The following is an 18,472-nucleotide window of genomic DNA, read 5'->3' as shown; positions in this document are numbered from 1 at the left end:
AAATTCTGGCCTAAGCGGCGGATACCGCGAGCGAATCCCCGCCTCCGCCAAGAGTTTGGGCCGCCACTCGCACTATTGACCTCAGCGCCCCGTCCCCCTACACAGCGCGGGCCGAAAGCATGATCCGGAAACAGCCGGTTTTTCCCCGCGACGCCAGTTGAGGCAGCGGCAAGACATGCTTCTCGAATGTCCGAAGACGATGGCGATCGATCTTGAAAGCCATCAGCGGCCATGGGAGCGCGTAGCTCAGCCGGTAGAGCACGTGACTTTTAATCACGGGGTCCTGGGTTCGAGCCCCAGCGCGCTCACCAAGCCAAATCAAAGACTTAAGCGAATAAACAAGCCGATCCAAAATCCCTTGTGTCTGCACCGTGTCTGCAAATCGATTGCCGGTCTGGGCGTCGAGGATGGCGGCGCGGTAGTTGCTCGCGATCGCCACTAGGCCGGCGCGCTCAAGCGGCAGCACGCCCTCTCCGTCCGCCAGATCCAGGCAGATGCGCTCCATGCGCGCGAAAGAGCCCCACTAGGGCCGGCGCAACACCCCAAGCAGGTCGGCGACATCGATCACATCAAGGTCTTCGCGACGGTGGGCGCCGCGGAACGATGGTTTGAGGAGAACGACCCGGAGGGCGTCGCCTTCGAATACGATGTGATCGAGTGATGTGGAGCGGATAATCAGCGCCACATCGTTGGTGGGTTCAAGGCCTCGCGACCCGCTGCTTTCAACGCGTCGGTTGAGAACTGTCCATGTGCCGCGGCATCGAGCAGCTTCGAAGCAACGTACGCTCTGGCGCCCGTCTCGCTTACAGGAATATTTTCGCAAACTTCATCGAGCACCGCCCTGAGCAGCGCAGTCATTTCAGCATCAAACACGCCGAACTCCCGAAATTGAGAGGATACTGAACGCTGCACAAGCGGAATATATTCGCTTGGCAGCGTTCGCCGCGTATTCCGGTCTGGGCTCTGAAATCCCAGCGCCTTCCAAATTGGCACCTGTCTGTCAAAGTAATGTGACAGCTTCCTCGGCCACATCAACAGGCGTTTGCAGGGCCTGCCAAGGCCCGCCAGCGTGAACCGGCAGCCTGAAACCTTCCCAGGTTTCGTACGTAAAATCTCTATCCGAGGTTTTTGTTAGTTCCCATCTCGGGGCTGGAAATGAACACCGCCGCCGGGACAATGTATTAGTGCCCGGCGGCGTATTTGTTGGTGCCTGAACCGGTGCGCGCCTCGAGCGGCGGCTTCCACCTGAATTTGTAGGGCAGATTTTTTTCTAACCTGAGTTAGTTTTTTCTATGCCCAGCGTCGACTACCCCAATTTTTCTGCGCGTAGAGCAAGGGGTCGACCGGGTGGTTCAACAACTGGGACTGGAGGATTGGGCCTGGCAAATCGCCGCCGACGTGTATCGCTTGAATCTGTATAGCCGACTCACCGGACGAGCGGCCCCGGGAGACGCCGTTTCAGACGAACAGCTTGCCAGAGCAATCCGCGAAAGCTTCACTCAAACGAACGACGGCGCCTATCGAGAAATGGTTGAGTTAGCGACCGATGCCGCTTTATCGGCCTACGATCGTGTCGTCTCACGCAATGTCAAACAGGCGCGCGCTCAACTAGCGAACTAACGGTTCGTCGGCGGATGATGACTAGCCTGCCCCGCAAGAGAACCCCGCCGACCTTGTGAGCCGGCGGGCTTATCTCTACCGCTTCAACCGGCGGCGATGCGTCATCAGCCGTTACCGGACGCCACTCCGATGCATTGATGCCGCAATCGGCGCGATGTTATGCTAGTCGCAGAACCGGGAGTTTCTCGATGCGCAAAATCGCCGCCGCTGTCATGTTTGCCCTGATCGGACAGACCGCATTGGCTCAGGACCATGTTCCAATGTACGGCGAGTCCAAGGACAAGACGGAGGCCGAGAAGGCGGACGACATTCGGGCCGAGCGCGCCTATCAACGCTCCCTCGGCAATGTTCCCAACCAGAAGGCAGTCGATCCGTGGGGAACTGCCCGCGGCGACGAAGCGAAGAAGCCGGCCACGCCGGCCAAACCGGTAGTGAAACATTCGTCCAAGGCCAAGAGCGGCAGCCCCCCCAACTAGCGAATTCTAAAGGGGGGCCGCCAGCGCGAACCGGCCGGTCAGCGCTTCGTTGCGTTGCCAGCTAATTCCATCGCGAGATCTAGGGCTGCGATTCCAATTTGGTCGGTCGGACGGGATCTGCAGCGCTGTAGAGTCACCGCCTCCAACAATCGCCTCTATCATAGAGCGACGGCCGGCGAGGCTGCCATCGAGCATCCAGCCAAAGCTTATGCCGTGGCGACGGCAATAGCCGGCCAATTCTTGTGAAGCGCAGAAGCCTGGTGCGTGCGGAGCCGGCTCCTGAGCGCGGTGGCTCAAGGGCTACGAGTGTTGGTCCAAGGGTCTGCAACCTTGGGGAAAACGCACCCTAGGTCAGTCGGACTGCATTTTCCGAATCAACCAGATGTGCGCGCGTTCGCGCGTGATCTTGCCGGGGGTGTGCGTGAGCCAGTTTCTGTCCGTGCTGCTATTGCTGACGACACTAACGCTGACCGTGTGTTTCGGCGTGGCTGCCTGGCGCCAGTCGGCCGGCAGAGATGCCGATATTACCGCCACCATTTCACATCGGGAAACCGGCTGGAGGTCGGAACGGAGCAACTGAGACCTTGCGCTCGCTCTTGCGAGAGAGTTTTGAAGTCACCGTTGGCGCGCGCCAGTTCGATTGCGATGCCCCTCGGGCTTGATCTCGAAAATGCATCGGGGCGCAGCAGCCCCTGTTGCTGCCTCTAAGTCGAGCGGCCCTTCACGGATAACGCCTCGGTGAATGAAACCGTTCACCGCATTACGCGAAGCACTCAGGAAACAATCCGCGTCCAGTCTCTCGTCACCCACGAGGGGATCTCAAAATGATTATTCTCAAGGTCTTTGCTGTTGTTCTTGGCGCTGGCGTCCTTTTCACGATGTACTCAGGGGACCTGGGCGCCGACGTCGTGCTTGCCATCGTGTCCTGCCTGGCGTGACAAGAAGACCGGCCAGCGTGAGTTCGAGGGCCAGTAGTGTCAGGTGATTTGCCTGACCTGTCTTCAGCTTTCCGGCGCCGAAACCACGGCCGGCACGCTCAGCGGCGCTCCTCCAACCGAAACCGGCCCAACAGACTTCGACTGCCGGACCATCCGTTTCCGCATCGCTGCCGACAGTCCATAGCGCGCGTTTGCTTTTCGGATCGAGGACGTGACGTCCGACATCATTGCATTCTGCAGCGTATCGACCTTCGCGATGAGCGTGGACAGCTGCGAAGATATCTTCCTCACATCGACCCGTTCGTCCGTGATGCTCTGCCGCAGAGACAACAGCACCATTGAATCCTGCTGCAGCAGGGCTGCATTTTGCTGCAAGGCGTGATTGTTTTCCTGCAGCGAAGCCGTGTGTTGCTGCTGAGCCGACTGAATGTCCTTCAAGGCAGCGGCAACCGGATCCTGTTTTGGCGCGGAAGCTTCCCGGCGCGGAAGCAGTTCAGCCAGACTGCTGAGATTCGGCGACGGAAGATCAGCCGGCAATGTATAGATCGCCGCCGCACCATTGATGGCCAAGGCACACACCGACAGTGCCAGGACCGATTTCCGGCTGGGCCGCTTGGCCGGTGCTGGAGCTTCCGGGGCTGCGGGCTCGAGTGCTGCGACTGCGAGCGCGAGCGCCGCGGGGTCGAGTTGTTCGACGAGGCCTTGCGCCTCGGATGTCGTGGTCATTGTCCATTGACCTCAAATGAGCGAGCAACAGGAAGCCGACGCCGGAACGTCCTCGCGACGGCTCCTCTACGCAGCACCCACCTACAACTGCCTAAAATTGTGGGCATTTTGGATTAATTCCACGTTAGCGACGTGGCCGCCTGGCAGGCCCAGCCGCCCCGGCCGATTACGGGGGGCTATGCGACCGAATGAGTCACGCGGCCGCCTGCTTCGAAGCACCAAAGCCGAGAGACAAGGCCCCCGAAAGGTGTAAGATTCACGAGAACCGGAGGAACGGCATGTTTGAAATCAGCGGTTTCGACACGGCAGGCGTCGTCAGCCTCAAGCGGCTGTCACTCGCGGCCGCCCTCAAGAAGGCCCGAGAGCTTGTCGAAGACGGGTGCTGGGACGTTCAGATCGTCGATCCAACCGGGCGCGTACACACCTCGTCTGAGGAGCAGGCCGCTTAGCGTAGCGCTGGACCGGCTCCGCGGCTAGCTCATCAAGAGCACGCTGATCAGGAGCACACTGATCCGGAGCACACCCGGTCTCACGCCTGACGGCCCGTCTCTCAGTACCGCCGATAATAATTCTCTGGCCGGTCCTGGAATTGTAGTGGAACCGTGCCGTTGGGGTAGCAGACACCGTCGCGGATATCGACGTCAGCGCCGTGGCCGCATGGCACCGGACGCCGGCGCATTCCATAGTAAGGCCGCGGGCCCTGATAGTATCCCTGCAGCGCCGCCTGGTCTTCGGGACGGAGATAGCCGTTGGGATAGCACATCCCGTCGCGGGCGCTCTGATCCCAATGATCACCGCACGGCGGCGGATGTCTCGGCACGCCGCGATACTGCACCTCGAGCGGGCGTTCGACAGCTGCGGCAGGCGCAGTTGCACCGCCATGAAGAGCAAGGATTGTCGCAATAGTGGTGATCAACATCGAAGCGGTCCTCCAAGGCCGCAAGATAGACAAGCCCTCTGAATGACGCCTGAACGCGACGGGAGCGCCGCGACCATCAGGGTCGGCCGATGGCACGATGGCGGCCACCGCGCTGCACTGGACACTGCAGCTGCGGTTCCATGGGCCTTGCCACAAAAGCCGGGAGACAACGCCCTCGAAAGGTGTAAGATTCAGGAGAACCGGAGGAACGGCATGTTTGAAATCAGCGGTTTCGACACGGCAGGCGTCGTCAGCCTCAAGCGGCTGTCACTCGCGGCCGCCCTCAAGAAGGCCCGAGAGCTCGTCGAAGACGGCTGCTGGGACGTTCAGATCGTCGATCCGGCCGGGCAGGTCTACACCTCGTTTGAGGAGCAAGCCGCTTAGCCGCCCCGCCCTTCGGCACTTTTCAGAAAGCACCCGTCCGGTCCGATCACGCTTCGCGAGCGGTGATCGTGATCGAAATGAAAACCCCAGCGCCTGGTAGGGAGCGCTGGGGCGTTTTCAAAATATCAATCGGTAAAAGCAATGAGGCCTTGATAGCACCGGTCTCGAAGCGCGAGTGTGAACTGGTTCACACGGCTCCGCCGATCTTCGCGTACCGCGTCCGGGTATAGCTATCCGCCTCGGCCGACGTTGGACGAGGCATTATTGAGCCAGCGCGCCGTTGCTTCATCGCTCCAGCCGGGGACCGCGAAGCGCACGCGAGGATTCACTTCCGTGCCGAAACGATCAACCGGAGGATGGCGTGTCGCAGGATTGTGCGCACGAGCGTGGTGCGCGGCGTCCGCAGACGTACACAAGACGATCAGGAGGCCCAGGGCCAAAACAACACGCATCGTATCGGCTCCAATCGAGTCCGTTCCCGCTCATGTAATACGCCGACCGACCCACCGCGATCTGACGCGGCTTCACAGCTAGGAGAGCGAAGCGCGAACGCGACGTTCTTGCGATCGAGCGGACCGCCGCTCAACTCCCGCGCGCCGCACCGTTGCCAACCAATTCGTTTGGGAGCACGCTCTCTCCAGGCGCTTAAGACGCCGCACAGGGAGAACCACATGAAGGAACCGGGCCTGGACGGCCGCCATCGGGACAAGGATGGCGCGATCAGCAAGAAGCACGGCAACACGCTGGTCGGTACGTTGCGGAAGATCTACGGAAAGGCATTTGCGGCCGGTTATCCCGATGCGACCCCGCTCAGCGAGGTCTTGCATCAATTGAACGAGACCTCGCTGAGCCAGTTGCGTCGCGATCACGACACCGGGCATCTCGGGCACAAGATCGACCACGCCTCGAAGTGAATGGACTTCGCTTGGCCGATTTCGCTTGGCCGACTTCACTTACCCCACTTCACTTGGCCGACGTCAGGTCGTCGAAACCGACTCCGCCGACAGCCTCTCGGACGCAGCTTGGACAGGCTGCGCGATCGGTCGCCTCGCCGTACTTGCCGTTTGAGCCCTCGCTACCCTCGCGCTAGCATGAGCCCTTTTACGGAGGCTCATTTGAAGCAGTTCATTATCATCATCGCCGCCATCGCGCTCGCCGTGACTGCTCCCGCCCGCGCGCAGGCGCTGGTCGATCCCAACAAGGTTGCCCCCGAATATCGCGAGGCGGCCGAGAAGCGCCGGGCCGAGCAGATGCGGCAACGCGAATGCGCACTGAAGGCGGATCTCGACAAGGTGCTGCCCAGGGATCGCACCGTCTATCTCAACCACTGCCTGGACACGCTGGCGGTCAAGCAATAGCGGCTGGCTGGGGCCGTCTCGATCAGACCACGACCGTAGGCCGACCTGACCGCACGATCATCTGTCGATTTCGGGCTCGTGTTGTGGACCAGCGGGCGATTTGTCGCACCGGCGCCGCGAAGACGCGGCCCCCCTCCTCACTGGCGCCGCGGCTTGCTCGGAAACAGCCGATCGCGGATGTAGCGCGAGGTCGGCGTCAGGCGGATGCCGCGCGGCTTCTGCCAGGCGGCCCGGTCGATCTCCTTCTTGTCGCCGATCTCGAGCCTGCCCTTGGCACCCTTGGCGATGAAGATCGCGTCGCTCATCTTGCGACCGGAGCGCTTATTCCTGGCCGTCACTTCCTTCCACAGGCTGATCCGGCCGAGCTTCAGCTTGGGCAGCTCCTCCTTGATCTCCCGCCGCAGGCAGTCCTTGTCGGACTCGCGCGAACGCTTGCGGCCGCCCGGGAACATCCACAGGCCGTCCGACCGCCGTCTGACCAACAATACCTTGCCGCGTTTTGCGGCAACCAGCTTGGAAGACTTCGCCATTACTGCCGTAGATCGAAAACAGAATCGTCCTATCGTAACTTGTCTAGTTGAATAGACAAGTTCGTGGGGCGCTTTGACCACAGCCCGTGCGAGCAGCTCAGCTTTCGCTCGCCGCCGCCCGGTCCTCGGTCCTGATCCAGGCCATCATCAACTCCCAGGCCACCGACAGGATGATCGGCCCGATGAACAGGCCGACGATCCCGTGGGCGAGCGTGCCGCCGATCACGCCGACGAAGATCACGATGGTCGGCGTGGTGAGGCCGCGCCCCATCACCAGCGGCTTCAACATGGTGTCGATGAAGCCGACGAGGACGAGAAACACCGTGAGCAGCAGCGCCGTGGTGACGTCCTTGGCGGTCCAGATCCAGATGATCACCGGCAGGATCACCAGGAACGCGCCGATCTGCACGATCGAGAGCAGGAGCACGATGAAGGCGAGCAGGCCGGCGCTCGGCACGGCTGCCATCTTGAAGCCGATGCCGGCGAGCAGCGCCTGCACGATGGCGACGCCGATCACGCCTTGCGCCACGGCGCGGATGGTGGCGCCCCCAAGCTCGAGAAAATGCTCGCTCTGCTCGGGCACGATGCGAAACAGGAAGCCGCGCCCGGCCGCAACCAGCCGCGGCCCATGCGGAAACAGGAAGCCGGCGACGAACACCGAGACCAGAAACTGGAGCGTGCCGAGGCTCGCATCGCCCGCAAGCGACAACAGGGGTCCCGCCAGCGGCTGGAGATAGGGCGCGACCTCGCGCAGCACCGCACGGATGTTGTTGTAAGCCTGATCCCAGAGATCGTAGAGCCAAGGGCCGACCACCGGCCACGACTTGAGCTGCTCCGGCGCCGACTGCAGCGCGAGATCGCCGGTGCCGAGCTGCTTCGCCAGTTCGCGCGCACCGTCCACCGCGCTGAGGCCGAGCCAGGTCGCCGGGCCAATGACGATGCCGAGCGTGATCAGGGTGAGGATCGCGGCCGCGGTCTTCGGGCGGCCGCCGAGGATCTTGGCGACCCAGCTGAAGGCCGGATAGAACGCGACCGCGAGCACGGCGCTCCAGGCCAGGATCGGCACGAACGGGCGGATGATCAGGAAGGTCCAGATGATCAGCAGGCCAAGCAGGCCGACCCGGATCAGGAGCTGGATGATGTCCTCTCCCGTCAGGAGCTGACGGAGACTTTTCACGGGCACGCCTTTCCTTGCGGCATTGACGCGGGTTCCGGCACTTGCGCGGCAAAGCGTTATTGCCAGCCGCGCATCCGGCGTCAAGACGACCGGGCCCGCGGCGGCGCAAGGGATCGGACCGCTGCGCCGCCCGGCGCGGCATCAGCTGTCGCCGAACGGGTTGGTCCAGTCGGCCAAGCGGTGGCGCTCCGTCCGCTCAGAAGTGGTAGTTCACGCCCACCGTGCCGGTCTGGATGTTCAGCTTCACGTTGGCTGGAGTCGCCACCAGATTGCCTGTCGTCACCGGCTGCTCGGTGATCGTGCCGAAGCCCATATAGTTGTACTCGGCCCGCACCGACCAGTTCGGCACGAACATCCACTCGATGCCGCCGCCGGCAAGCCAGCCGGTGCGATTGAAGCTGCCCGAGGCGGAACCGGCGAGCGGGCCGGCAAGGCCGTTGTTGACGCTATACTTGTCGCGGGTGAAGGCCGCGCCACCCTTGGCGTAGAGCAGCACGCGGTCGAAGGCGACGCCGAAACGGCCGGCGACCGTGGCGATGTAGTCGTTCTTCAGCGACAGGTTGAAGCCGGCACCGCCACCGAACGGGCCGCCGGCATTGAGTGTGACGCTGGACCAGGCGCCGGTGCCTTCGAGGCCGATCACGAAATTGCTGATCTGGTAGTTGCCGCCGATCTGGCCCCCGACGATGCCGCCGCTGGCCGTGGCCGAGCTCCAGGTCGCTGTCGGATCGGTCGGGTCGATGCCGGTCCATTTGCTCCAGGCGCCGCCGCCATGCGCGCCGATGTAGAAGCCGGTCCAGCTGAAGATCTGGGCCGGCACGATCGGCGCCTTCACCACCGGCGCAGGTTCGATGATGTCGGCCGCAAAGGCCGGAGTTGCCAGCGACAACAGCGCAGCTGTAAAAATCAGTTTCTTGCTCATGATCCCACCCCCAATGACTTTTGCCCTGCTCGACCAGGGCGATGGGGTGAAATCTAGCTGTCCGATCAAGGGGGCGCTTGGACCGACCGGCGGCGCGATTTGGACTGACGGGCGCTCGTCGCAAGCTTAACCGGCTCCACTGGGGGGCCAGGCCTTCGCGCGGGATAGACGCCATTGATACAACTAAAGGTAAATATTATACTCGGACATTTCCAAAGGAGAGGATACCGTGGATCCTTTACTCGCGCAGTCATACTTCAAATTGTTCATGAATTACGACACGAGGAACATAGCTGTTCTCGATCAAATCAAAGCCGCCCTACTGCAAAACCAAATGTCCACATTTCGATCTGACGCTTTGCTCTGCGTGCTGTCGCTTTTCGACCAGATGATCGTTCAACCCTACCAGGATCGATTGAGCCAGGGGAATCTCTCGTCTCCAAATAGCACCGTCGTTCTCACAGCACAGAACCTGGATGCCCAGGTGATGGATAGCTTCTATGAGTTGGTAAAAACAACGAACAACAACAAGCGCGAGTCACTTGCATCTTCCCACGACGTCATCAAAGCGATCGACGCAGCCTGGGGTACCATCTCAACTTATCTTTTGTGGGGGTGACGCCGTGCCAGCTTTCGATCCTCTGACTGCAATTGCACATTTGGAGGCCAACAAAGCGACGATTTGGCCCGACGTCACGACGCAAGATGCCTTTCTATCGGAGGCGAAGGCTCGCCTTGGCGGCCGAAGTTCGGACGACAAGAAGGAAGCGACGAAGCTGGCGGTCGAGACTGCTAAGACGCTTCTCACAATTGCTGTCGCGCTTCTGGTTGCTTCAGGGACATTGCTTCAGTTCACGCGCTCTAATGGCGTTCCGTGGCTGTCTTGGACCGTCGCCTTCTTCACCTTCAGCGTGATCCTCTTGTTCATCAGCATGAGCGCCGGCCTCTCTGCAATCAGCGGGGTCTATAAGCGTGCCGACGGACGAACGTTCCCAACCGAAACCGCTTGGTCAACGCTCCCCGTCTCGAAACGCTTGAACGTGCAGTCTCTAACGGGGGTTTTTGCTCTTCTAGCCTTGCTGATCGGGCTAGGACTTTCGGCGCACAGTACACAAACACCGGGACTGAGCCTCACGATCCCCGGCACTCCACAGTCCGCGCTGCCAGCGGGCCCCCTCATGATCGACGGAACATGGACCGAACTGCGCCTAAAAACGGCAGGAAACCAAGAGCTAAAACTGCCGCCGAACTCACCAACTAGCGGCCCGCTCGCGATCAACTGCAAATAGCCTTGCCATCGTGCCAGTCCTATTTCCGTGGCAGACGGCAAGTCGCCAACTTGGCTAATCGGAATTAACGGATTTTGCGTCATTCGGTTTACTTCGAAGCAAATGCTGAATCCTACGCTGGTCAGCGTGACCTAACCTGTAATTGCGGTGCAATGGCCAACAGCATCTGGACGATCGAAGAATTCACCTGCCCCGGTTGCAGCATGAACTACATTGCGACAAGGGAAGAGCACGCCGAGCCGCATTCGGGCCACTTCAAATGCAGCATCTGCAGTGGCGTGGTGCACTCCTGGTCGGGGAAGCATCACTTCTTCGGCTGGTCCGCGGTGAAGACCAAGCCGCCGGTGTTCGGGAGACGGTGGGCGGGAGTGGGTTGGTAGGCCGAGGCAAGGTTCTCACTGCCGTCGCCTGGATGGAGCGAAGCGAAATCCGGGACCAGTGTCGCTTTATTGCACGAACCCCGGATTGCGCTTCGCTTCATCCGGGCTACCAAACCCCATCGCCACTCTCGCCGTCATTGCGAGGAGCTCTTGCGACGAAGCAATCCAGAGCGCCTCCGCGGAGGGATTCTGGATTGCTTCGCTGCGCTCGCAATGACGATGTTGAAGCAACGACGCACAATGCATCGACGGAGTTCGCAGTGACACCTTGCCCGTCGTCGGGCAAAACACTTCACGCAAAATTCCCACTGCGATTGTCAGCCCTGCCGCTGTGCGGAACAATAGCGATCCTTTTATCATGGCAACTGCTACGACATAAAAAACCCGCGGCAGGTTTCCCCGCGCGGGTGTTACGAATTTCCGATGATGCCGCTCTGCCAGTGTTTTGCCCGACGTGTCAAATCCGGACGAGGCGATGCGTCGCGCCATCGAGATATCGGTAGGCTGTTCGCGTTGGACAAGTCCGAAAAGGACCTGCTTGGCACCAACTGAAAACGACGAATGCATTCAATAGCCCCGCTACTGTGTATGGGGTTGTTTTTCAGCTTTTGCTTTGAGGGCGTTTGAACGCCAGCTTCAGCGCCGGCCGCGCGGCATCAGGCCGGGATCGGCGGCGAGCGCTTTGCCGTGACGCAGGGATGAGGAACTGACGCTTCTGCTCAGCCGCGACACCGGTTAGACTCCCCTCCCCGCAACAGAATCCGACACGCAATGACCGCACCCTTCGTTCCCCAGATCGCTCTCTACCGCAACTGGCTCGCCGAGCAGCGTGGCCTTTCCTTCGCGAATTACGAGGAGATGCGGCAGTGGTCGGTGTGCGATCTAGACGGCTTCTGGCGCAGCATCTGGGACTATTACGATCTGCAATCGCCGACGCCGTTTGCGGCCGTGATCACCGAGCGCAAGATGCCGGGCGCGGTGTGGTTTCCCGGTGCGCAGGTCAACTATGCGCGGCAGGTGTTCCGGCATGTTGAGGCCGCCGACGCCGCCGGCCTGCCCGCGATCGTCAGTAGCGGCGAGGACGGCAAGCTCAACGAAACGAGCTGGCCGGAGCTGCGGCGCAAGGCGGCGGCGCTCGCGCTGCATCTGAAGGGGAAGGGCATCAAGCCCGGTGACCGGATCGCGGCCTATCTGCCCAACATCCCCGAAACCATCATCGCGTTCCTGGCGAGCGCCAGCATCGGCGCGGTCTGGAGCGTCTGTGCGCCCGATATGGCTGCGCCCGCCGTGATCGACCGCTTCAAGCAGATCGAGCCGAAGGTGCTGATCGCCTGCGATGCCGTCACCTATGCCGGCCGCCGGCATGATCGCAAAGACGTCGTCGCGGAGCTGCGGCGGTCGCTGCCGACGGTCGAGCACGTCATCCTGCACAGCGAGGCCGCGCCCGCAGCGCCGGACGCCCTGCTCGCCGACATCGTCGCAAGGACAGGCGCCGCGATCGACGCGTTCGAGCCGGCCTGGCTGCCGTTCGATCATCCGCTCTGGATCGTCTATTCCAGCGGCACCACCGGCCTGCCGAAACCGATCGTGCACGGTCATGGCGGCATCGTCATCGTGGTGCTGGCGCTGCTGGGCCTGCACAACGACCTCGGCTGCTCCTACCACAAGAACTCGTTCGGCGAGCGCTATCACTGGTACTCTTCGACCGGCTGGATCATGTGGAATTCGCAGGTCGGCGGCCTGCTCAGCGGCACCACCTGCTGCATCTTCGACGGCAGCCCGGGCGGCACCAAGGACAAGCCGGACTGGACCACGCTGTGGCGGTTCGTGGCACAGTCGAAGGCGACCTTCTTCGGCGCCGGCGCGGCGTTCTTCGCCAACTGCGCCAAGGCCGAGATCGATCTCACTGCGGCCGGCGATCTGTCGCGGCTGCGCTGCCTCGGCTCGACCGGCTCGCCGCTCAGCGCCGATACGCAAGCCTGGTTCAACGATCGCTTCGCGGCGTTGTCGAAAATCAACGGCAGCAAGGCGCAGGCCGACATCTGGTGGGCGAACATCTCCGGCGGCACCGATTTCGCCGGCGCCTTCATCGGCGGCAACCGCGAATTGCCGCAGACCCCGGGCGCGATGCAGTGCCGCCTGCTCGGCGCGGCGGTCGAAGCCTTCAGCGAGCAGGGCCGCGCCGTCATCGACGAGGTCGGCGAGCTCGTCTGTACCGAGCCGATGCCCTCGATGCCGCTCCGTTTCTGGAACGACAAGGGCGATGCGCGCTATCGCGCCAGCTATTTCGAGACCTATCTGGACAATTTCGACGGCAGCGGCCGCGGGCCGGTGTGGCGGCACGGCGACTGGCTCAAGGTCAATCCGGACGGCTCCTGCATCATCTATGGCCGCAGCGATGCGACCATCAACCGGCACGGCCTGCGCATGGGCACGAGCGAGCTCTATTCCGCGATCGAAGCGCTGCCGGAAGTGCTGGATAGCCTCGTCGTCGACCTCGAATATCTCGGCCGCGACAGCTACATGCCGCTGTTCGTGGTGCTGCGCGAGGGCACAGCCTTCGACGCTGCGATGCAGGCCAGGATCAACAAGGCGATCGAGGCCGGCCTGTCCCGGCGATTCCTGCCGAACGAGATCTTTGCCGTCGCCGAGATCCCGCGCACGCTCTCGGGCAAGAAGCAGGAGCTGCCGATCAAGAAGCTGCTGCTCGGCCAGCCCGTCGAAAAGGTCATCAACAAGGAGGCGATGGCCAATCCCGCCTGCCTCGACTGGTATCTCGCCTTCGCCCGCGACTATCTCGCCCGAACCGCATCGTAGCTTCGATCAACCGCCGCCGAAATTGGAGGGATCGAGATTCCTGTTCTCCGACGGCGGGATCGGCGGCCACCCGGGAAATTTGTACCAGCCGGGCGGGACCGGCGCGTCCTCGGGCAGATGGACGACGACGTGGTGGCGCGGGCGGGCATGATGCGCCGGCGCGGCAGCCGCCCATGCGCATGTTGAAATTAGGAGGACCAAAGCCAGGATAGACCGCATCATACGTGCTCCAGACGTCCACCCGGGCACCATGTGGTGCGGGAACCACGCTGGAACGATGCGTCGCAACGTCACGATGTCTCACATCGGCGGCATCGCTGCTGCCAGGAGACGCCGGAGATCAACCCAATTGCGCCAATGGCGTTTGGATTCCGTTCACCGATCGCCGCTAGATCAGGATGGATCCTCCGCGACGAACAGCAGCTATGGCCGATCTCAACGCAGTCCTCTCCAGGCTCAACGACCGCCTGCTCCGCCTCGAAGGCGAACTGTTCGTGCTGCGCTCGCTGGCGCGCGCGACGCTGACGGCGGGCGACGACCATGCGGCGCGCATGCGCAAGCTGGTCGAGGCCGCAAAGGTCGCGCTCGACGACGAGGCCAAACGTGAGCTAGACAAACCGACGCGCAAATATGTCGATGCGGCAACCGCGCTGGTGGAGGAACTTCTGGTCGAGCCGACCCAGGCACGGCCGCTGTTCACCGTCATCGACGGTGGCCGGCGCGACTGAGCGCGTCAGATCGGACGTATCCCGCGGGAATCCGGAGACTGAGCCTTCAGCCGGCTGAGCCCCTCCTCGATGATCGCGATCTCCTCGTCGATCTTGCCGATCGGCAGGCTGAAATCATAGCCGGACCTGCTCTTCAGATCGACCGCGAGCCGCTGCCTGTGCATCATCAGCTCGTCGAGCCCACGGCGGTTCTTCAGCCGCACATAGGCGTCCACGATCTGCTCAATTGCGCTCGGCATGAAATCGGTCCCGGCAAAAAAGCCCACGCGGCGCACCCACGCCGGCGGGACATTTTTGGTGTCGCGGTACGCAATACAAATCCGCGACGGATTCGTCGATACGACAGGCAGGTTGAGAACGCGTTACCGTTTGATGATTTCGTGATGGCGCCGGCATGAAAAGCCGCTGGCGATCACTCGCCAGCGGCCAAAGCCGGGTTCGAAAACGGATTCGGAATCAAATTTGGCCAGCCCCGGTTGGTGCATTCTAGCGGCACACGGGGGCTGCTTATGTTAGAAATGAAACAGAGGAACCGGCGGATACATCATTTGCTGTCGATGTGGCCGCCCGGCAACGCTAGTCGGTGACGCAAAAATATTTGCGCGGCAGCCTGCGGTAGGCGCTGTAGCGGTAGTACGGCCTGTAGGCGTAGCCGCGATAGAGTGCGGGCGGCTCCTCGCCGTAATAGGCGTCGTGGTAGAAATTATAGACCGGCCCTTCGACGCAACGATAGGCATCCCACGTCGGACCGATGAACGGCGCCACCCCGACCTCGGGCGGGACCGCCGGGTACGGCCCGCCGGCGCGCGCGGGCGTGGCTACGCTCAGTGCCGCGAGAAGGAAAAACCACGCGCTTCGCATGCGCTCGCTCCTGATACGGTGCAATACGCGCATGGAAGCACCGGAACGGCCGGCTGCGCAATCGCGGAGCCCGTCGCGCCCCGCGCCCGGTGCATTGTTGATAACCGGCACAAACCGCCCGCGGCTGGTGACAGGACGCACCGACGTGTTATCGGGGGATGACGCAGTTGCGAGACGGATCGGACACCCATGCGCATTACCCTCGTCGGCTCCCGCCATTTCGGCGTGACCACCCTGAACATGCTCCGGGAGCACGGCGTCCCGATCGTGCGGGTCGTCGTGGCCGACGCCGAGGATCGCCTCGCCGCGAGCGCCAAGGCGGCCGGCATCGAGGTGACAGTCCAGGCCAATCCGAAGCTGGTGGTCGCCTCTGAAATCGGCCCCGACACCGACCTGATCATCACCGCCCACAGCCACGCCCGGATCGGCAAGGACGCCCTGGCCGCCGCGAAGTACGGCGGGATCGGCTATCATCCCTCGCTGCTGCCGCGTCATCGGGGCAAAGCCGCCGTGGAATGGACCATCAAGGAAGGCGATCCGATCGCCGGCGGCACGATCTATCATCTTGCCGACCGCATGGACGCCGGCGCCATCGCCGCCCAGGACTGGTGCTTCGTCAGGAAGGGCGAGACGGCTCGCGAGCTCTGGGAGCGTGCGCTCGCTCCGCTCGGCCTCAAGCTGCTGGCCGACGTGATCGACTACGTCAAGGTCCACAAGGCGCTGCCCTCCAAGGTTCAGGACGAGCAGTTCGCCACCTTGGCGCCAAGTCTTTCGTGAGTCCTTCCCTGAGTCCTGTCCTGACGTTTACCCTTAACGTGAAGGCGCGTTGATTCTGCTTCGAAAATTGGAGCCGGAAACACAAATAAACCATTGTTTCCACAGGAACAATTTTCGCTTTGGCAATGCAACAAATTTCCGTCACATTTAGGCCGAATAAGCGTCAGCATATCAGACAGATTCAAGGACGGAATTCATGCGTTTTGGTCGCATTACGGCATTCTGTGCCGCTTCAGTTATCACCCTCGCCGCTCCCGCTTTCGCCCAGACCCCCTATGACGGCAACTGGCATGTCACCATCGTGACCAAGAGCGGCACCTGCGAGCCGACCGCGAGCTCCATGCTGACGGTTGCCGACGGCAAGATCACCGCGCCCGGCGCTAACGTTTCCGGCACCATCGGCAGCGGGGGACTTGTGAAAGTTTCGATCAATGGTGCATATGCCAACGGTCAACTCAGCGGCAACGCCGGATCGGGGAAGTGGAATGGAGCATCTGCAGGCATACCGTGCAGCGGGCGGTGGGAAGCATCGCGCCAGTAAGAAATTCGGGACCCGCGTCGTAAGCCGGCGGCTGCTGATCGCGGCCGCCGTTTTGTTTGCGGCGGGGATCGCCAACTCTGAGAGCAAGGCCCAGTCCGGCCCGTTCGCCCCGCTGGCGGGGAGCTGGAGCGGTGCCGGCACCGTCACGCTCGATGACGGCTCGACCGAGCGGATCCGCTGCCGGGCCAGATACGCCCCGATCGGACCGACGATGGAGATGTCGCTGACCTGCGCCAGCGACGCCTACAAGTTCAATCTCGGCGCCAACGTCAGGGCTGAAGGCGGCGCCATCGCCGGCAGCTGGTCCGAAGCCAGCCGCAACATCAGCGGCTCCCTCCAGGGCCGCGGCGCTGGCGGAAACTACGACCTGGTCGCCTCGACCGCCGGCTTCAACGCCAACATCTCGCTGAAGACGTCCGGCAACAAGCAGAGCGTCACCATGCGCGCGGACAGCCAGTTCCGCGGCGCCAACATCTCGCTGTCGCGCTAAGGCGGACCGCGTTCAAGCCAAAAGCCCCGGCGATTCCGCCGGGGCTTTTTTATGCGTCTTATGCGTTCGGCACGAACGCCGTGACCTCGATTTCGACCTTGGCCCGCTCGTCCACGAGACCGCCGATGTAGAGCAGCGTCGAGGGCGGAAAATTGCGCCCCAGTGTTTCCTTCCAGGCCGCGCCGATGCCGGCGCCCGCGGCCTCATATTCGCTGCGGCTGGTCAGGTACCAGGTCAGGCGGACGATATGCTCCGGACCGGCTCCGGCCTCGCCAAGGAGCTTGATGATCCGCTTCAGCGCGGTTGCGACCTGCGCCGCCATGTCAGGCGCGTAATTGCCGGTCTCGTCGCCGCCGGTCTGCCCGGCCAGCACCACCCAGCGGCCCGGCCCTTCGGCAACCACGCCGTGAGAAAAGCCCCGCGGTTTCTTCCATTCGGCCGGCTGCAAGATTTGCATGAGCGAAGATCTCCCTTTTCTTGTTGTTCAATGATGCCTTAGCACGCCGCCCTGCATCGCTGCATCCGCAGTTTTGGCCGTTGCAAACGCCGGCGATGTCGCCGATACCGGCCCTCCCCTCAGGCTCGATCGCCCGCACCAGCAACGATGACCGCAACACCGTCCAAAACGATGGCTGCACTGTGGATGGCCGGCTGGCTGGCGCTGATGCTGGTCATGGCGGTTGCCGGCCGCGAGACCACGCGCGAGCTGAACGTCTTCCAGATCATGGAAGTGCGCTCGGTGATCGGCTTCACGCTGCTGCTGCCGATCATCTACCGGGCCGGCGGTTTCAAGGCGGTCGCGACCAAACGCCTGCCCCAGCACCTCGCGCGCAACGGGGTCCATTATTTCGCGCAGCTCGGCTGGTTCTACGCACTGACGCTGATCGGAATCGGCCAGGTCGTCGCGATCGAATTCACCATGCCGATCTGGACTGCGCTGCTGGCCGCAACGTTTCTGTCCGAGCGCATGACCGTCTGGAAGATCGCCGCCATCGCGCTCGGCATCGTCGGCGTCGTCATGATCGTGCGGCCCGCCACCGGCGAGATCAATCCGGGCCAGTTGATCGCACTGGGGGCCGCGATCGGCTTCAGCATTTCCATGATCTTGGCGAAATCGCTGACCCGGACCGAGAGCGCATTGTCGATCCTGTTCTGGATGATCGTGGTGCAGATGGTCGTGGGCCTGCTGCCGACGCTCTATGTCTGGACCTGGCCGTCAACCACTCTCTGGGGCTGGCTCTTCGTCATCGGGGTCTGCGGCACATTCTCGCACTATTGCCTCGCCAGCGCGCTCCGCTACGCGGATGCAACCATCGTGGTGCCGATGGACTTCTTGCGGGTGCCGCTCACCGCGACTGTCGGCTGGCTGCTGTATTCGGAGCGGCTCGACGCCTGGACCGTGCTCGGCGCGACGCTGATCCTGTGCGGCAATCTCCTGAACCTGAAGCCGACCGCCCCGGTTCCCGCCCGCGCGCAGTGAACCTCGCGCTGACTCGCGCGACAAAAACGAAGTGGCCGTGTGATCTGGATCACGTTGGA

General features: G+C 62.4%; 25 protein-coding genes and 1 tRNA gene. 16 read left to right on the top strand and 10 right to left on the bottom strand.

Translation table 11 applies throughout. The features are described from left to right. Positions 1-235: 235 nt before the first annotated feature. Positions 236-311 (top strand) — tRNA-Lys (locus ABIB99_RS08845). Between the two features lie 364 nt (positions 312-675). On the opposite strand, the gene ABIB99_RS08840 is transcribed toward ABIB99_RS08845, so the two are convergent. Continuing rightward, positions 676-912 (bottom strand): hypothetical protein, encoded by a 237-nt coding sequence (locus tag ABIB99_RS08840; RefSeq protein ID WP_085404758.1) that lies wholly within the window; start codon positions 910-912, stop codon positions 676-678. Positions 913-1,347: 435 nt separating this feature from the next. Between ABIB99_RS08840 and ABIB99_RS08835 the strand changes: the two genes are divergently transcribed. After that, a complete protein-coding gene (locus tag ABIB99_RS08835) occupies positions 1,348-1,620 on the top strand; it encodes a hypothetical protein (RefSeq protein ID WP_063983199.1) in 273 nt (90 codons plus the stop codon). 188 nt (positions 1,621-1,808) lie between these two features. Then, the gene (locus tag ABIB99_RS08830) at positions 1,809-2,096 is read left to right on the top strand and encodes a hypothetical protein (protein ID WP_063983198.1); all 288 of its coding nucleotides are present in this window, start codon (positions 1,809-1,811) and stop codon (positions 2,094-2,096) included. A 1,001-nt stretch (positions 2,097-3,097) separates the two neighbouring features. Here the strand turns inward: ABIB99_RS08830 and ABIB99_RS08825 are convergent. Continuing rightward, positions 3,098-3,760 (bottom strand): hypothetical protein, encoded by a 663-nt coding sequence (locus ABIB99_RS08825; protein ID WP_354175468.1) that lies wholly within the window; start codon positions 3,758-3,760, stop codon positions 3,098-3,100. Between the two features lie 278 nt (positions 3,761-4,038). Here ABIB99_RS08825 and ABIB99_RS08820 point away from each other — a divergent pair, with 278 nt between their 5' ends. Then, positions 4,039-4,209 carry a hypothetical protein gene (locus tag ABIB99_RS08820; RefSeq protein WP_354175467.1) on the top strand — a complete coding sequence of 57 codons (171 nt, stop codon included), beginning with the start codon at positions 4,039-4,041 and terminating at the stop codon, positions 4,207-4,209. Between the two features lie 101 nt (positions 4,210-4,310). Here ABIB99_RS08820 and ABIB99_RS08815 read toward each other — a convergent pair whose 3' ends face one another. After that, complete coding sequence (locus tag ABIB99_RS08815) at positions 4,311-4,679, bottom strand: hypothetical protein (RefSeq protein ID WP_049807936.1); 369 nt, start codon at positions 4,677-4,679, stop codon at positions 4,311-4,313. A 213-nt stretch (positions 4,680-4,892) separates the two neighbouring features. Between ABIB99_RS08815 and ABIB99_RS08810 the strand changes: the two genes are divergently transcribed. The 3 genes from ABIB99_RS08810 to ABIB99_RS08800 all read left to right on the top strand — a co-directional run bounded on the left by ABIB99_RS08810 (position 4,893) and on the right by ABIB99_RS08800 (position 6,421). After that, complete coding sequence (locus tag ABIB99_RS08810; protein ID WP_167541702.1) at positions 4,893-5,063, top strand: hypothetical protein; 171 nt, start codon at positions 4,893-4,895, stop codon at positions 5,061-5,063. 671 nt (positions 5,064-5,734) lie between these two features. Next, positions 5,735-5,977 carry a hypothetical protein gene (locus tag ABIB99_RS08805; protein ID WP_028152129.1) on the top strand — a complete coding sequence of 81 codons (243 nt, stop codon included), beginning with the start codon at positions 5,735-5,737 and terminating at the stop codon, positions 5,975-5,977. A gap of 201 nt (positions 5,978-6,178) precedes the next feature. Beyond that, positions 6,179-6,421, top strand: a complete 243-nt coding sequence (locus ABIB99_RS08800; protein WP_063983193.1) for a hypothetical protein — start codon at positions 6,179-6,181, stop codon at positions 6,419-6,421. Between the two features lie 137 nt (positions 6,422-6,558). Here ABIB99_RS08800 and ABIB99_RS08795 read toward each other — a convergent pair whose 3' ends face one another. From ABIB99_RS08795 to ABIB99_RS08785, 3 genes are all read right to left on the bottom strand, one after another. Further along, positions 6,559-6,951 carry an NUDIX hydrolase gene (locus ABIB99_RS08795; RefSeq protein WP_028152127.1) on the bottom strand — a complete coding sequence of 131 codons (393 nt, stop codon included), beginning with the start codon at positions 6,949-6,951 and terminating at the stop codon, positions 6,559-6,561. A gap of 97 nt (positions 6,952-7,048) precedes the next feature. Beyond that, positions 7,049-8,134 carry an AI-2E family transporter gene (locus tag ABIB99_RS08790; RefSeq protein WP_063983192.1) on the bottom strand — a complete coding sequence of 362 codons (1,086 nt, stop codon included), beginning with the start codon at positions 8,132-8,134 and terminating at the stop codon, positions 7,049-7,051. Between the two features lie 190 nt (positions 8,135-8,324). Beyond that, positions 8,325-9,050 (bottom strand): outer membrane protein, encoded by a 726-nt coding sequence (locus tag ABIB99_RS08785; protein WP_063983191.1) that lies wholly within the window; start codon positions 9,048-9,050, stop codon positions 8,325-8,327. A 229-nt stretch (positions 9,051-9,279) separates the two neighbouring features. On the opposite strand from ABIB99_RS08785, the gene ABIB99_RS08780 reads away from it, so the two are divergent. The 3 genes from ABIB99_RS08780 (at position 9,280) to ABIB99_RS08770 (ending at position 10,719) form a co-directional block, all read left to right on the top strand. Then, positions 9,280-9,669: a hypothetical protein gene (locus ABIB99_RS08780; protein WP_063983190.1), complete on the top strand. Its 390-nt coding sequence runs from the start codon at positions 9,280-9,282 to the stop codon at positions 9,667-9,669. A 4-nt stretch (positions 9,670-9,673) separates the two neighbouring features. Then, positions 9,674-10,339: a hypothetical protein gene (locus ABIB99_RS08775; RefSeq protein WP_231142044.1), complete on the top strand. Its 666-nt coding sequence runs from the start codon at positions 9,674-9,676 to the stop codon at positions 10,337-10,339. A gap of 152 nt (positions 10,340-10,491) precedes the next feature. Beyond that, entirely contained in the window at positions 10,492-10,719 is a 228-nt protein-coding gene (locus ABIB99_RS08770; protein ID WP_063983188.1) for a hypothetical protein, read from the top strand. 66 nt (positions 10,720-10,785) lie between these two features. On the opposite strand, the gene ABIB99_RS08765 is transcribed toward ABIB99_RS08770, so the two are convergent. Beyond that, a complete protein-coding gene (locus ABIB99_RS08765) occupies positions 10,786-11,286 on the bottom strand; it encodes a hypothetical protein (protein WP_187387692.1) in 501 nt (166 codons plus the stop codon). Positions 11,287-11,490: 204 nt separating this feature from the next. Between ABIB99_RS08765 and ABIB99_RS08760 the strand changes: the two genes are divergently transcribed. Together ABIB99_RS08760 and ABIB99_RS08755 are read left to right on the top strand one after the other, a co-directional pair. After that, positions 11,491-13,536, top strand: coding sequence for an acetoacetate--CoA ligase (locus tag ABIB99_RS08760; RefSeq protein WP_063983187.1), 2,046 nt, complete (start codon positions 11,491-11,493; stop codon positions 13,534-13,536). 425 nt (positions 13,537-13,961) lie between these two features. Beyond that, positions 13,962-14,264 (top strand): hypothetical protein, encoded by a 303-nt coding sequence (locus tag ABIB99_RS08755; RefSeq protein WP_063983186.1) that lies wholly within the window; start codon positions 13,962-13,964, stop codon positions 14,262-14,264. A gap of 5 nt (positions 14,265-14,269) precedes the next feature. On the opposite strand, the gene ABIB99_RS08750 is transcribed toward ABIB99_RS08755, so the two are convergent. Both ABIB99_RS08750 and ABIB99_RS08745 read right to left on the bottom strand, forming a co-directional pair. Next, complete coding sequence (locus tag ABIB99_RS08750) at positions 14,270-14,503, bottom strand: hypothetical protein (protein WP_063986360.1); 234 nt, start codon at positions 14,501-14,503, stop codon at positions 14,270-14,272. 337 nt (positions 14,504-14,840) lie between these two features. Next, the gene (locus tag ABIB99_RS08745; RefSeq protein WP_063986359.1) at positions 14,841-15,125 is read right to left on the bottom strand and encodes a hypothetical protein; all 285 of its coding nucleotides are present in this window, start codon (positions 15,123-15,125) and stop codon (positions 14,841-14,843) included. A 189-nt stretch (positions 15,126-15,314) separates the two neighbouring features. On the opposite strand from ABIB99_RS08745, the gene ABIB99_RS08740 reads away from it, so the two are divergent. From ABIB99_RS08740 to ABIB99_RS08730, 3 genes are all read left to right on the top strand, one after another. After that, on the top strand, positions 15,315-15,902 hold the full coding sequence (locus tag ABIB99_RS08740) for a formyltransferase family protein (protein WP_063983185.1): 588 nt from the start codon (positions 15,315-15,317) through the stop codon (positions 15,900-15,902). A 196-nt stretch (positions 15,903-16,098) separates the two neighbouring features. After that, entirely contained in the window at positions 16,099-16,443 is a 345-nt protein-coding gene (locus tag ABIB99_RS08735; protein ID WP_014495138.1) for a hypothetical protein, read from the top strand. Then, positions 16,388-16,933, top strand: coding sequence for a hypothetical protein (locus ABIB99_RS08730; protein ID WP_063983184.1), 546 nt, complete (start codon positions 16,388-16,390; stop codon positions 16,931-16,933). The genes ABIB99_RS08735 and ABIB99_RS08730 overlap by 56 nt, the downstream gene beginning before the upstream one ends. Before the next feature lie 58 nt (positions 16,934-16,991). On the opposite strand, the gene ABIB99_RS08725 is transcribed toward ABIB99_RS08730, so the two are convergent. Further along, positions 16,992-17,390: a RidA family protein gene (locus tag ABIB99_RS08725; protein ID WP_038955466.1), complete on the bottom strand. Its 399-nt coding sequence runs from the start codon at positions 17,388-17,390 to the stop codon at positions 16,992-16,994. Positions 17,391-17,537: 147 nt separating this feature from the next. Between ABIB99_RS08725 and ABIB99_RS08720 the strand changes: the two genes are divergently transcribed. Continuing rightward, positions 17,538-18,413, top strand: a complete 876-nt coding sequence (locus ABIB99_RS08720; RefSeq protein ID WP_063983183.1) for a DMT family transporter — start codon at positions 17,538-17,540, stop codon at positions 18,411-18,413. Positions 18,414-18,472: the final 59 nt, after the last annotated feature.

This window comes from Bradyrhizobium sp. LA6.1 (assembly GCF_040547805.1).
Lineage (GTDB): Bacteria > Pseudomonadota > Alphaproteobacteria > Rhizobiales > Xanthobacteraceae > Bradyrhizobium > Bradyrhizobium barranii.
Note: the sequence above shows the minus strand (reverse complement) of the source record. Positions and strands in the feature narration are given on the sequence as shown.